This window comes from Psychromonas arctica (assembly GCF_038155225.1).
Classification (GTDB): Bacteria; Pseudomonadota; Gammaproteobacteria; order Enterobacterales; family Psychromonadaceae; genus Psychromonas; species Psychromonas arctica_B.
Genome location: NZ_JBAKBA010000029.1, coordinates 21,454 through 36,274, shown reverse-complemented (window position 1 = coordinate 36,274; position 14,821 = coordinate 21,454). Strand labels below are relative to the sequence as shown.

Sequence of the window (14,821 nt, the reverse complement as noted above, 5' to 3'; positions counted from 1 at the left end):
TTTTAAAACGTAACCTGCTTTTAAACTGTCTTAATATAAATTTTATTATTATCAAATAAAGCGCTAAAAGCCGTTCATTTTGAACATCAAAATAACCTTGATGCCACTCTTTAATACTCCTTTATTTTTTTGATGTTTAGTCGCCAATAAAAGCTAATAAATAACTTAGATATCGCTTAATTATTTCGTTGTGCTTAGAGAATTTCTATGTACAATCTGCAAAAAATAGAAGGGGTTAATTTTTTGCAATATTTTGGCCGTTTTTACACCCATAAAAACACAAGATATTACTCACCTAACACCTAAATTTAGTGGCTCTATCGCGTTTTCACTTTATCCTATCTATTATTTTTTATACTTTCTTAAACCCTATCAAGTTTAAGCTTATTTTAACTGCCATTATGGTTCGACTTTTGGAATATTGAATGTGACTGAGTGCCAACCTCTTTTACAACTATATGGGGTCAGTAAAACGTTTGCCGATAATACGGTATTAGACGCTTTAGACCTTACTATTTACGACGGTGAATTTCTTACTTTATTAGGCCCTTCAGGCTGCGGTAAAACCACTGTATTACGCATTATTGCCGGTTTTGAACAACAAGACCAAGGACAAGTGCTGCTGGACGATAAAGATATATCTATCCTTAAGGCTGAACATCGCCCAGTGAATACTGTATTCCAAAGTTATGCGTTATTTCCTCATATGAGTGTTTATGACAACATCGCTTTTGGCTTGAAAATGCATAAAGTAGCAAAAGAAGAGATCAATGAACGTGTACTTGAAGCACTTCGAATGGTGCGTTTAGAGAGCTTTGCACAACGTAAACCACATCAATTGTCTGGCGGACAGCAACAACGTGTTGCTATTGCGCGTGCAGTGGTTAATCGCCCTCGTTTATTATTGTTGGATGAATCTTTAAGTGCGCTTGATTATAAATTGCGTCAAGAGATGCAAGTTGAGTTAAAACGATTACAGCGCCAACTTAACATTACGTTTGTGTACGTAACGCATGACCAAGAAGAAGCGTTGTCGATGTCAGACCGTATCGTGGTACTTAATAAAGGTAAAGTGCAGCAAATTGGTACGCCGCGTGAGATTTATGAAACGCCCGTGAACCTTTTTGTGGCGCGTTTTATTGGTGAAATCAACCAATTTGATGGCCATGTTGTGCGTCGAATTGATGATAAGCATGTTGAAGTGACCGCAGAAGGGGCTGATTGGGTAGTACAAACTGATTATCCTTTTGCTGTTGATGACAAAGTACATGTATTACTGCGTCCTGAAGATGTGCGTTTAACTAAGCCTGAGTTAGCTGAAAATACAGTACATATAGAAGGGCACATTCATGAGTGTAACTATAAAGGTAAAACGTTAGATTCTTATATTCGTTTATCAACGGGGACAAACGTGATTGCGAGTGAGTTTTTTGACGAAGACGACCCTGATTTTGATTACCGTTTAGGACAAAAGGTCGCATTACAATGGATAACTGGTTGGGAAGTGGTATTGCCATATGAACAAACAATTTAATCAGTTTCGTTTTTGGGCGATTGGCCTAGCAACAAGCTGGCTAGCACTGTTCGTTTTAGTGCCGAGCTTAATGGTTTTAGTTACGAGCTTTTTAACGCGTGATGCTGATTTTTTAATCCAGTATCAATTTAGTTTAGAAGGCTGGAAGAGTGTACTTGATCCGAGCTTTATTTCATTGTTGTGGGACTCTGTTTTCATGGCAATGATGACGGCTGCTATTTGTTTGAGTATTGCTTACCCTTTTTCAATCTGCCTAATGGGCTTACCACAACGCTGGCGTAGTATTATTTTGTTCCTGTTGATTGTGCCTTTTTGGACCAATTCACTGGTTCGTATTTATGCGATCCAATTTTTGTTGGGTAAAAAAGGGTTAATTAACCAAGGGCTAGAATTTATTGGCTTAATTGATAAACCGTTAGACTTATTATACAGCCAGTTTGCTGTGATTTTTGGACTGAGTTATATCTTGCTACCTTTTATGATTTTGCCTATTTATTCCTCTATGGAAAAGTTGGATTTTAAATTATTAGATGCTGCAAAAGATTTGGGGGCGAATGCTACTGAACGCTTATTACGCATTACTTTGCCGCTAACACTGCCTGGCATTATTGCCGGTTGTTTGATGGTTATTTTACCTGCGATGGGGATGTTTTTTGTGGCTGATTTATTAGGCGGCTCTAAGCATGCATTGTTGGGGAATGTTATTAAGAATCAGTTTATTCAAACTCGTGACTGGCCATTCGGCGCTGCACTGAGCATATTAATGATCGCATTGTTGTCATTTATGCTTTGGCTTTATTACCGTGCGACTAAAATGTCGAATCGCGCTGGAGGCATTAATGACTCGAATTTTTAAATTAGGTTTTATCGGTTTAGTGCTTTTATATGTATATACACCGATTTTAATCTTAGTGACGAACTCTTTTAATGCTTCTCGTTATGGTTATAAATGGGACGGCTTTACCTTTAAATGGTATGAAAAACTATTTGAGAATGACTCTTTAATGGAGGCCGGTTGGCATACATTACAAGTGGGGCTTACTAGTGCAACAGCGGCTACGGTGATTGGTACTTTAGCGGCAGTCGCATTACAGCGTTACCGTTTTTATGGTAAAGGTGCAGTCTCATCACTGGTGTTCGTGAGTATGCTAACGCCTGATATTGTGATGGCTATTGCGTTGCTCATTTTATTTATCACTTTAGGTATTGAGCTTGGTTATATGTCGTTATTAATTGCCCATATTACTTTTTGTTTGCCTTTTGTGATTATCAGTGTGTTTTCACGTTTAAAAGGCATGGATATGTCCGTGACTGAAGCTGCACGAGATTTGGGCGCTAATGAATGGAATGTGTTTAGTAAAATCATTTTTCCGATGATCTTGCCGGCTATTGCTTCTGGCTGGTTGTTAAGTTTTACCTTATCAATAGATGATGTAATTGTAAGTTCCTTTGTGACGGGACCGGGCTATGAAATATTGCCTTTAAAAGTCTATTCCATGGTACGTGTTGGTGTGTCACCAGAGGTTAATGCTATCTCTACCTTGCTCTTTGTGGGCTCGGTAATGTTAATTGTAATATCACAACTACTACTACGTAAAAAAGGAAGTTTGTAATGAAGAAATGGTTAACCCTAACAGCAACAATGCTGATCAGTTTTTCATCAATGGCACAAGAAAAGGTTGTGCTTTATAACTGGGCTGATTATATCCCTGATTCTGTATTACGCTCGTTTACCAAGGAAACGGGTATTAAAGTTGAAGTTGCTACCTTTGATAGTAATGAAACGATGTTTGCTAAATTACAATTAGTTAATGGTAAAGGCTATGATTTAGCGGTTCCGACTACGTTTTTTATTGAACGAATGAAACGTGCGGATTTGATACAGCCTATCGATAAATCTAAGTTAAAGAACTTTAAAAACTTAGAGCCGACCTTACTGAATCAGGCTTACGATCCTGAGAATAAATATAGTATTCCGTATCTTTGGGGTAGTACTGCGGTTGCCGTTAATACGGATGAGATGGATGCGTCATCAATTACGTCGTGGAAGGATCTTTGGAAACCAGAGTTTAAAGATCAAATCCTGTTATTAGATGATGTTCGAGATATCTTTTTAATGGCATTAAAAGCAAAAGGCTTTGAGAATAACACAACTAACGAAGACGAAATTCGTCAAGCTTATGAAGCATTAGTTGAATTATTACCTAATGTTAAATTGTTCTTGTCTGACTCACCAAAGGGGCCACTTATTCAAGGCAATGTACCAATGGGCGTTATGTGGAATGGCGAAACCTATATGGCACAACTTGAGTTAGGTACCGTTGAATATGTGTACCCAAGTGAAGGTGTTACGCTTTGGGTGGATAGTTTTGTGATTCCAAAAGGTGCGGAAAACGTTGAAAATGCTCATAAGTTTATCGATTATGTTTTACGTGCTGATATTGGAAAAATCATTTTAGAAGGAGTAGGGAATTCAACACCTAATAGAGCAACTATTCCATTATTAAGTGAAGAGATGCGCAACAATCCAATGGTTGTTCCACCTGCAGAAGTGATTGAAAAAGGTTCTTTTCATAGAGATTTAGGTGAAGTGAATGCTATTTATGAAAAGTACTGGCAAATGCTAAAGCAAGCTAAATCATAATGCTGGTTTAAATGCTTTGCTGCTATTGAAATAAATAGTTTTGTAAATAACTTTAAACTCTATTTAAAACCGCTCGTATCAGAGCGGTTTTTTATTGTATTTTATTTATGTAATTACGCTAAATTTTGCTTTCTATGCGTGTTTTAAATGATTTGAGCAAGGATGTATTAAGCTACGTTGCATTAAGCGACGTTGTATTAAATAGCATTGCTTTAAGTAAAATAGTAAAAGTAAGATAGGAAAAAGTAAGATAGGAAAAAAGGAAGGGGATTTCTGTGGCTAAAAGGGCAGATATGACCTACCCAATTTATTTAAGCACTTATTTAATTTTAGAAGATAATCTTATCCAATGTTCTAATGATGGAAGACTGTCTTTTGTATAAGCTTTTATTACATCAACTGTAGCCAATATAATAATGACACTCCAAGGCTACAAGTCACTAATGAACCAATTGTTGTCATAGCAATTATGTTTGCTGCTAGTGCTGCACTGTGCCCCATTGCTCTCGCCATCACATAACTTGCTGCTGCTGTTGGTGCGGCAGACATGAAGAAAACTAACCCAAGTGTTTCACCGGTATAACCTAAAAAGTATGCGCCACCAGTGATGAATATTGGCCCGATAACAATTTTTAATATAGTAGAAAAACGACAATTAAGACTATTATCTTTCAAAGATTTAATACTCAAACTTCCGCCAGTGCATAACAGGGCAACAGGTAATGTCATATCAGAAAAGTATTGGCCTGTATTAATGACGATATCAGGTACTGGAATCGTTAATACAAAGAAGATTAATCCTAAAATAATACTGATAATCAGTGGGTTTTTAAGAATAGATTTCATTAAGCCGATCAGCATTTTGGGATTAAAGCCTTCTTTCTTAGGCGATAATATAATCACTGATAAAATATTATAAAGTACGGTATGTGCAGCAACATAAACGGCTGCTAGTCCTAAACTCGCTTCACCATAAACATTCGCCATATACGCCAAACCAATAATGGCGGTATTACTTCGAAATGCACCTTGAATAACGACACCATGATGGTGTTTGTCTTTTATCCAATATTTAGTGACTAAGATACATAACATAAAGAATAGGAAGTTGGCGATTAAGCCATAAGCGATCAGGTCAAAGTCTATGACTGCTTCATGGTCCATTTTTACAATGCCTAGAAAAAGTAAAGCCGGCAGGGTCACTTTAAATACCAACTTCGAACCTACTTCAATAAAAGCATCATTAATCGTATTCGTTTTTCTTAAAAACCACCCTAAAAAAAGTAATAGGCAAATCGGCCCTACAATGGAAAACGAAAACTGTAATGATTCAAAAAACATGAAATATCTCATTTATTAATGATTATAAAAGGGCGTAAGTTGCTGTTGCTAGGTTATATATAATGTTAAGCACGATTAGAACAATACGGTTAAGTTTTTCATTTTGCATTAATTACTTAGTTCTTTATATAAAAAAGTGAATCAATTTTAAGCTAAAAGTTTTTTAGAGGGATAGTGACGATTGAATTGTGTACTTTAGGAAGTGGCGGGTGCTGAGTTTTTTAAAAAATAAACAAGGTTATTGTTGCTATAAAATTGAATGATTAACTCTGTGGATTGGCCTTGCTGACTTAGCTTTTTTATAGCGCTGGCAACACTTTACTGAACAACGGGTTTCCTCTGTGGGTGCATTGCTTAAATGATTAACTAAAATTGTTTGTTTTAAGTACGTTATAAAAAATCATGTTACTTGTTCGGTCAAAGATGATTGACTAAGGTTGCTTTCACATTTTATTAACATTAAAATTGGGTAGGCTTATAGGTTTTATTTTTCATCTTATAATTCATCATTTATATTACCTATACTGCAAAGCCAAACAGGGAATGTTGGACAGCAATTCCCACCCCCCCGAAATTTTTAAAATAAGGCTATTTAATATGCTAAAACGTATTGTTTATGGCGTATCTGGCGCAGTTATTGTTGGACTTGGTTTATTCAGTTTTTATGCTTGGAATTCCTCAATTGATCCCATTGCACCACCAGTTAACGCAGACTACCCTCCACAAGTTATCGAGCAAGGTAAAATACTTGCTGCTGCAGGTTATTGCAGTACTTGTCATACCACTCCAGGTGGAGAGGCTTATGCAGGTAACTATGAAATGCACACTGAATTTGGCACTATCTATTCAAGTAATATTACGCCAGACGTTGAAACGGGTATTGGTGGCTGGTCTGAAGCTGCTTTTAATCGTGCTATGCGTACCGGTGTAAGTCGAGATGGACATCATTTATTACCCGCATTTCCTTTTGAGCATTTTAATAAAATGAGTGACGACGATATTAGTGCTATTTACGCTTATATCATGACGTCAATTCCTGCTGTTAACCAAGTTAAAAAAGAAAATGGTATTCCATTTCCGCTTAATATTCGTTGGTTGCAAGCGGGCTGGAAATTATTATTCGCAGATACACAGAGCTTTGAAATTAATGAGAATAAGTCTGATCAGTGGAATCGTGGTGCTTATTTAGCTGAAGGTGTTGCCCATTGTGGGGCTTGTCATACTCCGCGTAATGCATTAGGTGGTGAGAAATACGACCAAATGTATCAAGGTGCCGCAATTGATGGTTGGATTGCTCCATCATTAACGTCTACGAGTACCTCTCCAATCCCTTGGCGAGCACAAGACTTTTATGAATACTTAACAACAGGTAACTCTCCATACCATGGCAGTGCAGCCGGTCCTATGGCGCCTGTTATGCATAAAGGTTTATCTGCGTTACCTAAGAGTGATGTTGAAGCAATTAGTTACTATTTTGCAGATCATTCAGATGCGAAAGAAAGTGATGATCCTGCTGCAAATAGTAATTTGCAAACGGCAATTGCTGCGCAACATATACAAACCGATCTTCGTATTGATGAAGGTGCTCGCTTATATGCAACGGCTTGCCAAGCATGTCATTACAGCAGTGATGAGTTAGTAAAAGGACGTCCATTACTGACGTTGGGTTCTGCAACTCACCTTGATCAACCGACTAACTTGGTTAACGTCATACTGGACGGTGTACGTAACGACCAAGGTATAAGTGGTGTGGTTATGCCTGGATTCCGTGATGCGCTTAGTGATCAAGATATCTCTGCCATCGCCGCGTATTTACGTCAAGCGGCAGGTAAAAGTGCTTGGCCGGAATTACAACAAAAAGTAAGTGAAATCCGCAACCAACCTCGATTCGAGCAATAATTCACAGGAGAAGTGACAATGGCAAAATTTATTTTAAACGGCGAGTCGATGACTGCCGATGTAGAAAGTGATACTCCTTTACTGTGGGTTATTCGTGATGAATTAGACATGACGGGGACTAAATTTGGTTGTGGTATTGGTACTTGTGGTGCTTGTACTGTACATGTAGGTGGGCGTGCTACACGTTCATGTATTACGCCGGTATCATCAGTTGAAGGTGCTGAGATTACGACGATTGAAGGGTTATCTGAAAAAGACGATCATCCTTTGCAAATTTCTTGGAAAAACTTACAGGTGCCACAATGTGGTTACTGTCAATCAGGACAAATTATGCAAGCGGCTGCATTGTTGAAAGACATTCCTAAACCAACGGATAAAGATATCGATGCAGTAATGGGCGGTAATTTATGCCGTTGTATGACTTACGTGCGTATCCGTAGTGCCATTCATGAAGCAGCAAATGCCATTGAAGGAGAGCAATCATGAGTCGATTACCTAAACGTAATTCACCGGGTATAACCCGTCGTGGTTTTTTAATTGGTATGACTGCGGTTGGTATCAGTTTTGGTTTTCCACGTCATTTAATGGCGGCAATGGACCCTGCAAGTCCAGACGGTAAAGTACTGCCTAGTGAAGGTGAACTTTATGAGCCGTCATTGTGGTATTCAATTGATACTGCCGGCAAGATTAAAGTCAATATTATGCGCTCAGAAATGGGCCAGCATGTGGGTACGGCTATCGCACGTATTCTTGCTGATGAGTTAGAAGCGGATTGGGATGATGTTGAAATTATCCATGTTGATAGTGACCCTCGTTGGGGTTACATGGTCACTGGCGGTAGTTGGTCTATTTCTCAAAGTTGGCCTGTCTATCGTCAAGCAGGTGCAGCAGGTCGTACAGCGCTTATTGAAGCGGCGGCTAAGAAATGGGGCATTACAACCAAAGAGTGTGAAGCGAAAAACGGTAAAATTATCTCAAGTAAAGGTGAGTTATCTTACGGTGAATTAGTAAGCTTAGGGTTAACACGTCAATTTACAGAAGAAGAACTAAAAACGCTTCCACTGAAAGCAAATGAAGATCTTAAGTTGGTTGGTCAACAAGTGACGTCGCTTGATGTCGCTAATAAAACGAATGGTAAAACGATATACGGTATCGACGCTAAAGTTGATGGCATGGTATATGCGAACCCTATTCTACCACCAACTCGCTATGGTTCTAAAGTTGCAACATTTGATGACTCAGCTGCAAAAGCAGTCAAAGGTTATCAAAAAACCATCGTACTAGATGATGCAAGTGGTAGTGTACCTGGTTGGTTAATGGTGATTGCGAGTAGCTTTATTGCAGCACAAAAAGCATCAAAACTGGTTAAAGTAACGTGGGATGCTGGAGAAACGGCTAATGTATCTGAAGCTAATATTATAGATCATGGTAAAAAACTATTAAGCGATTCAAGCAAAGGTAGTATTTTAGATACCGGTAATACTAAAACTGAACCTGTATTTGAAGGTGCTAGTAGCTCGATTTCTCATGAATATATTACTAGTACGGTATTACATGCTCAGATGGAACCTGTGAATGCCGTGGTATTTAAAAATTCAGATGGCGTGTGGGAAGTGCATTCTGGTTGTCAGTGGCAATCACTTACGTTACCTGTACTCGCTACCGCATTGGGCGAAGATGTGGCTAATATTGTGATTCGTACTTATATGCTAGGCGGTGGTTTTGGTCGTCGCTTAAATGGTGATTATACTATTCCTGCTGCGTTAACGTCTAAAGCATTAGGTGGCAAGCCAGTTAAAATGGTGTTAATGCGTCCACAAGATATGTTATTCGATAGTGCGCGTTCAGCTTCAGTTCAACAGTTAAGAATGGCTTTTGATGATAAGAAGTCAGTGACCGCAATGGAACACCATGCAACGGCAGGTTGGCCAACACAAGTATTAGCACCTGGTTTTATGCCTAAAGGTGTTAATGATGAACCTTATGACCCATTTGCTATCGCAGGTGCGGATCATTGGTATAGCGTTGGTGCACAAAAAGTGCGTGCCATTTCTAACGATCTTGCTATGGCCACTTTTAGACCGGGTTGGTTACGTTCAGTAGGACCAGGTTGGACAGGGTGGGCTGTTGAAAGCTTTATGGATGAGGCTGCGCATCATGTCGGCAAAGATCCGGTACAATTCCGTCTTGATATGTTAATTGCAGAAGGTCGAAATGCGGGTACAACACCTGTTGCAGAAGGTGGTGCCGCACGTCAAGCAGTGGTTTTGAAAAAAGCTGCAGAAATGATTGGTTGGGGTTCTGAGCAACCTGAAAATACCGGACTTGGTATCGCTTCTACCTTTGGTCAAGAGCGTGATATGCCAACTTGGGTCTCTTGTGCCGTGCAAGTTCAAGTTAATAAAAGTAACGGCCTTGTGGACGTGAAGAAACTGGTTGTTGCGATTGATGCTGGTATTATCGTTGATCCAAATGGTGCTGAAGCACAATGTCAGGGTGCCGCATTATGGGGGTTATCAATGGCATTGTATGAAGGTACAGAGCTACGCGATGGGCAGTATAAAGATACTAACTTTGATACTTATACGCCTTTGCGTTTAGGTCAAACACCTGAAGTACAAGTTGAGTTTATTGCAAGTAAAATGCCGCCATCTGGATTAGGTGAGCCTGCTGTGACGGCGGTTGCACCTGCTATTGCTAATGCAATTTACCAAGCGGTGGGAGTACGTTTACGTAAAATCCCAATGAAGCCAAGTGAATTAAAAAGTGCTTTAGATAAAGCCTAGTTAATCTCATTAGTTTCTGCATAAAAAAGCCCGATTTATTCGGGCTTTTTTGTCTTTTATTTTTGATTCGTTCTAAGTTTTATCTTTATACCGATTACATTAAATATGTTATCTAAATTTTGCGCTGGAAAAACAGTTCAATTCAAGGCGTAAATTGATGTAAATGGCTGTTCCCTTTACGAAATTTATAACGAGGAAGTGGGCTGTTTTAACAAGTAAAATAGATAAGCTATTTATTGTGATTGGTATTATTATTGACGACCATTAATTTTCTAACAGTTGTTGCCATTTTAGAAGGTCATCTAGTGTGTCTATATCGTTTATTGCATTAGGTAAATTTAAACAAGTTAATTGATTAGTCTCAGCTAATCGTTGTAGAACTGGTTTAGCTCCTTGGTCACCTTTAAGTTGTGTTAGAGCCCCAAATTGTTGACTGTTGAAGATAGCAGGAACGCCTAACTGGCTTTGGTATGATGCACACACATTGCTTTGTTGTGTTACCCAAAGATCAACCAACTTTATATAGTCTTGATAAGTCACACCAATATGGTCAGCAAGTGCTAATAATAAGCCATTAGCAGAAGGGGCGGCTTCAACACCTACTTTAACTGATGTCGATAGACCCGCATCACTTTTCTCGTTGATGATAGAAACGGTGGATGTTGGCAGTAGTTGACGTAATATATTGTGGTGAGTCCCTAATATGACAACAACATTACTTATTATATTATGCGACGTTAAGTAGTCTGCCAGATAGTTTAATTTATCTAAACTATGTAGTAATAAAGGTTGATCGACTAATACATTATCGGCATTTAAGTCTGTCACTGGTTGTGCTAATTTAATGCCGTTAAATCGACTACTTTTGCCTGCCGCTAATAATACTAACGTTAATGTTTTTTGTTCGATAGCATTAGACCGAAGCTCTTCTTTTCTCATTTCAATAGGATTTTTATTCATAAGGCTCCATGTTACTTTCTTATGGATACTCGCCATTGAAAAAGTGAATAGTATCCATCTTGTTAGCTTATTAAATCAGTTCGCTTATGAAAAACTGCATGACACTCAGCTAATATACTTAATGCAATAGACTCAGGTAGCTCACCACCTATATTGAATCCAGCAGGGGCTGAAAAGAAACCTTTAAAGTCATCCAAGGTAATATTGGCTTTACTAAAAACCTGGTCTCGACGATGAAGTGGACCAAGCAATGCAATATAAGCTTGGTTGCTTTGACTAATCAGTTTTATTGCTAATGCATCTAAGCTTAAATTATGCTGCATTACCACGACACCATCAATATCTAACAAGTGTTTTGTTTCTAATGTAGAAATGGGTTGTTTAATGATATGGGTATCTGGGAAATGATGCTGATGCGCATAACTAGATCGTTCATCAAATACTGTTACTTTCCAGCCTAATTGTATGGCCATCTTTGCTAAAGGTTGCGCATCTAAACCTCCCCCAAAAATAGCCAGATGAAAACGCGTTCGGCAAGGGATCTGAAGTATAGTGGTATCTGAATCATCTTTAGCAGTACTGTAAGTACTCTTACTAAAGTTATAATCAGTTTTATTATTTATTGGTATTACATTCGCTGAGATAGAGGCAGCTGGTGTACCTGTTTTAACTAAGGGTAAATGATATTCACAATTGGTTGACGTTACTTTCTCCATTAACGCCTGCAAATGCAAATAGTTATTTTCAGAAGTCACGGGAATTAATAATAGATCGACAATACCGCCACAACCCAATTGGTAGCTAGCATCTGATTCATCACTGGCGTCATAGGTGATATTAATGGCTTGATCTTGTTGAATAGCTCGTTGTGCATGCCGCAGTAAATCACCTTCTAAACATCCACCACTGACAAGTCCGACACTTTTACCTAAGGAATGAAATAACATCATTGCACCGGTTTTACGATACGAAGAGCCTTGAATCCGAGTGATAACGGCTAGTACCCATTTATCATTAGGGAATTTATTCCACTGTGAAAGTAAATCTTCAATATGATGTGACATTCATTTCCTATTTCAATTTTGAATAATTATCTTTAATCTTTTTGACGTTGTCATTAGAGATGTTGAGTATGATTAAGCTGAATGACTATAAAAATAAAGGAAGTAAGTTTGAGGCTTTAAACTGTTTATTTCAAGATTATTTCATTTAAAGAGGGGATTTATATCATTGCTTCCTAGTATATGAGAACAGAATGAAAATAAGTCAATTTTACTGTTTAGATATTTAGTGTATTGGGCTTACTTGAAGCCATTTCATGACTAGTTTACAAAACATAATATCCAGTTTTTATTACAGTCTCACAGTATCTTATGGATTTTAAAAAAGAACGTTTTTACGTTCTCTTTTAATTTAATGCTATGACTATTATTGTTTTACTCAATAGCTTAAGCAGTGAAGTTTAGTACTGACATAGTCCAATACTAAACTTTCATTAAAGCACTTTACTCAAGAACTGTTGTGTTCTCTCTTTTTGAGGATTATCTAACACTTCTTGAGGTGTACCTATCTCTTCAATTAGGCCTTCATGGAAAAAAGCTACTTTGTCTGAGACTTCTTTTGCAAAGGCTATTTCATGGGTAACACAAATCATCGTCATACCATCATCACGTAATAGTCTTAATGTATCTAATACTTCACCAACAAGCTCAGGGTCGAGGGCTGACGTCACTTCATCAAACAACATGTAGGGCGGTTCCATTGCTAATGCTCTTGCAATGGCTAGGCGCTGTTGTTGTCCACCAGACATTTTTGTTGGGTATTCGTGTAATTTGTCACCAAGGCCAACGTGAGTCAGTTCTTTTGTGGCAATTGCTTCTGCTTTTTCTTTGCTAAAGCCTTTTACAACTTGTGGTGCTAAAGCCGCATTTTCTAATACGGTTAAATGTGGAAAAGAGTTCCATTGTTGGAATACCATACCGAGGTTTTGTCTCAATGCATTGATATCTGTTTTTTTATCATGTACATCGATACCATCAACAATAATGTTACCTTTATTGATGCTTTCTATCGCATTAATACAATATAAAAGGGTAGATTTACCGCTGCCACTCGCACCAATAATACTGACTACTTCACCGCGGTTTACCGTTAAATCAATGCCTTTTAATACTTCTAAATCACCAAAAGATTTATGAACACCTTTTATTTCAATCATATTTCCATTTTCCTTTCTATATATTTACCGTAACGCGACAACGGGTAAGAAATCATAAAGTAAAACAACCCTACACCTATCAGAATCATAAGCGGTTGTTGCGTTCTTGATATCAATTGTTCTGCTGTTCTTAGTAATTCCATATAACCAATAACCGATACAAGTGCAGAGTCTTTAATGACACTTAAGGCGACACCAATCCAAGATGGAAAGACGGCTCTCATGCCAATGGGTATTCTTATGTATCTGACCGTTTGCAGGTAATTCATACCCAATGATCTGGCTGCTTTTATCATCGTTGTTGGTACACTGTTAAAGCCACTTCTGAACACTTCACTCATAAATGCCATTGTGTAAAGCGATAGTATTATTGAGCCGGCAAAAAAAGGTGGTAAAGGGAAACCCATTACACCGATAAATGTACTAAATAATATGAGTTGAATAATGAGTGGTACAGAACGAAGAATATCTAAAACAGCACCTAAGCAAACATTCACTGTTTTATTGGATTCTGCTCTGATAAATCCTATTAAAAGTCCGAGTAAACTACCGACGACAATAGCGATAACAGAGATATAAACGGTATTTAAAATGCCCGTTAAAATAAACCCTGTGTCATTCCACGATAAAGGAGTAAATAAGTTCATTATGATATCTCCCCTTTAAATACTTTTTTAGCAATTAAATCAGCAGCGAGTAATACCAATTTAGTGATCACGTAATACATAACAGCGGCTACCATAAAGAACTCTAATGTTCTGAATGAAGTTGATTGTAATCGTTGTGTTTCACCAGATAATTCATTCATTCCAACGAGTATCCCAAGTGAGCTCATTAGTATTGACCAAACAAATTGATTGGTCATTGGGTGATAAATTCTACGGAACATTTGTGGTAAAATGATGTAGCGATAGACTTTAATATTATTCATACCTAAGGATTTTGCTGCGCTATATTGGGTTTTAGGAATGGACTGAAAACCACCTCTGAATGTTTCTGCTAAGTAACCTGCATTTATAAAGACTAAAGCAGAAAAAACCGAGACGTACGGGCTAAGATGTATGCCATAAGCCCCTAAACCAAAATAGGCCATGTAGATAAGAAAAAGAGCAGGGGTATTCCTTGCGATTTCTATCCAAATATTGGCAATATGATAAAAAGTTTTGGTTTCTGACATTTTTCCCAATGCTAATAATACGGCAATGATGATACCTACTAGCATTGATAAAACAGATACATGAACGGTAGTAAATGCCCCTGTTAATAGTTGTGGGAATGCATCGAATACTACATTCCAGTGAAATTCATAATTATCCATATATCCTCTTTTAAAAGCATTTCCATTTGGCTTTGAGTCATACCTATTAAATTTGATGCTGTTGTATCATTGTTTTTGACAATTGTTTTCGATAATTGTGATTATCGGGCATCATTAAGTT

At 37.9% G+C, this 14,821-nt stretch carries 13 protein-coding genes; 7 read left to right on the top strand and 6 right to left on the bottom strand.

The features are described from left to right. Positions 1-427 precede the first annotated feature (427 nt). Genes potA through V6255_RS12500 form a run of 4 tightly spaced genes read left to right on the top strand, consistent with a single transcriptional unit; the run spans position 428 to position 4,178 of the window. The gene (potA, locus tag V6255_RS12515) at positions 428-1,534 is read left to right on the top strand and encodes a spermidine/putrescine ABC transporter ATP-binding protein PotA (protein ID WP_025564885.1); all 1,107 of its coding nucleotides are present in this window, start codon (positions 428-430) and stop codon (positions 1,532-1,534) included. Beyond that, complete coding sequence (gene potB / locus V6255_RS12510; protein ID WP_025564884.1) at positions 1,518-2,390, top strand: spermidine/putrescine ABC transporter permease PotB; 873 nt, start codon at positions 1,518-1,520, stop codon at positions 2,388-2,390. The genes potA and potB overlap by 17 nt, the downstream gene beginning before the upstream one ends. Next, positions 2,374-3,147 carry a spermidine/putrescine ABC transporter permease PotC gene (gene potC / locus V6255_RS12505; protein ID WP_025564883.1) on the top strand — a complete coding sequence of 258 codons (774 nt, stop codon included), beginning with the start codon at positions 2,374-2,376 and terminating at the stop codon, positions 3,145-3,147. Before potB ends, potC begins: the two co-directional genes overlap by 17 nt. Further along, on the top strand, positions 3,147-4,178 hold the full coding sequence (locus tag V6255_RS12500; RefSeq protein ID WP_341628463.1) for an ABC transporter substrate-binding protein: 1,032 nt from the start codon (positions 3,147-3,149) through the stop codon (positions 4,176-4,178). The genes potC and V6255_RS12500 overlap by 1 nt, the downstream gene beginning before the upstream one ends. Before the next feature lie 390 nt (positions 4,179-4,568). Here V6255_RS12500 and V6255_RS12495 read toward each other — a convergent pair whose 3' ends face one another. Further along, positions 4,569-5,519: an AEC family transporter gene (locus tag V6255_RS12495; protein ID WP_341628462.1), complete on the bottom strand. Its 951-nt coding sequence runs from the start codon at positions 5,517-5,519 to the stop codon at positions 4,569-4,571. 597 nt (positions 5,520-6,116) lie between these two features. On the opposite strand from V6255_RS12495, the gene V6255_RS12490 reads away from it, so the two are divergent. Genes V6255_RS12490 through V6255_RS12480 form a run of 3 tightly spaced genes read left to right on the top strand, consistent with a single transcriptional unit; the run spans position 6,117 to position 10,204 of the window. Next, positions 6,117-7,418 carry a cytochrome c gene (locus tag V6255_RS12490; RefSeq protein WP_341628461.1) on the top strand — a complete coding sequence of 434 codons (1,302 nt, stop codon included), beginning with the start codon at positions 6,117-6,119 and terminating at the stop codon, positions 7,416-7,418. 18 nt (positions 7,419-7,436) lie between these two features. Beyond that, complete coding sequence (locus V6255_RS12485; protein WP_341628460.1) at positions 7,437-7,904, top strand: (2Fe-2S)-binding protein; 468 nt, start codon at positions 7,437-7,439, stop codon at positions 7,902-7,904. Continuing rightward, on the top strand, positions 7,901-10,204 hold the full coding sequence (locus V6255_RS12480; RefSeq protein WP_341628459.1) for a xanthine dehydrogenase family protein molybdopterin-binding subunit: 2,304 nt from the start codon (positions 7,901-7,903) through the stop codon (positions 10,202-10,204). The genes V6255_RS12485 and V6255_RS12480 overlap by 4 nt, the downstream gene beginning before the upstream one ends. Positions 10,205-10,468: 264 nt before the next feature. Here the strand turns inward: V6255_RS12480 and V6255_RS12475 are convergent, their stop codons facing one another. The 5 genes from V6255_RS12475 to V6255_RS12455 all read right to left on the bottom strand — a co-directional run bounded on the left by V6255_RS12475 (position 10,469) and on the right by V6255_RS12455 (position 14,700). After that, the gene (locus V6255_RS12475) at positions 10,469-11,164 is read right to left on the bottom strand and encodes a nucleotidyltransferase family protein (protein WP_341628458.1); all 696 of its coding nucleotides are present in this window, start codon (positions 11,162-11,164) and stop codon (positions 10,469-10,471) included. 62 nt (positions 11,165-11,226) lie between these two features. Continuing rightward, the gene (locus V6255_RS12470; protein ID WP_341628457.1) at positions 11,227-12,228 is read right to left on the bottom strand and encodes an XdhC family protein; all 1,002 of its coding nucleotides are present in this window, start codon (positions 12,226-12,228) and stop codon (positions 11,227-11,229) included. A gap of 431 nt (positions 12,229-12,659) precedes the next feature. Then, positions 12,660-13,382, bottom strand: a complete 723-nt coding sequence (locus V6255_RS12465; RefSeq protein ID WP_298941779.1) for an amino acid ABC transporter ATP-binding protein — start codon at positions 13,380-13,382, stop codon at positions 12,660-12,662. After that, complete coding sequence (locus tag V6255_RS12460; RefSeq protein WP_341628456.1) at positions 13,379-14,029, bottom strand: amino acid ABC transporter permease; 651 nt, start codon at positions 14,027-14,029, stop codon at positions 13,379-13,381. The genes V6255_RS12465 and V6255_RS12460 overlap by 4 nt, the downstream gene beginning before the upstream one ends. Then, positions 14,029-14,700, bottom strand: a complete 672-nt coding sequence (locus tag V6255_RS12455; RefSeq protein ID WP_341628455.1) for an amino acid ABC transporter permease — start codon at positions 14,698-14,700, stop codon at positions 14,029-14,031. Before V6255_RS12455 ends, V6255_RS12460 begins: the two co-directional genes overlap by 1 nt. Positions 14,701-14,821 lie beyond the last annotated feature (121 nt).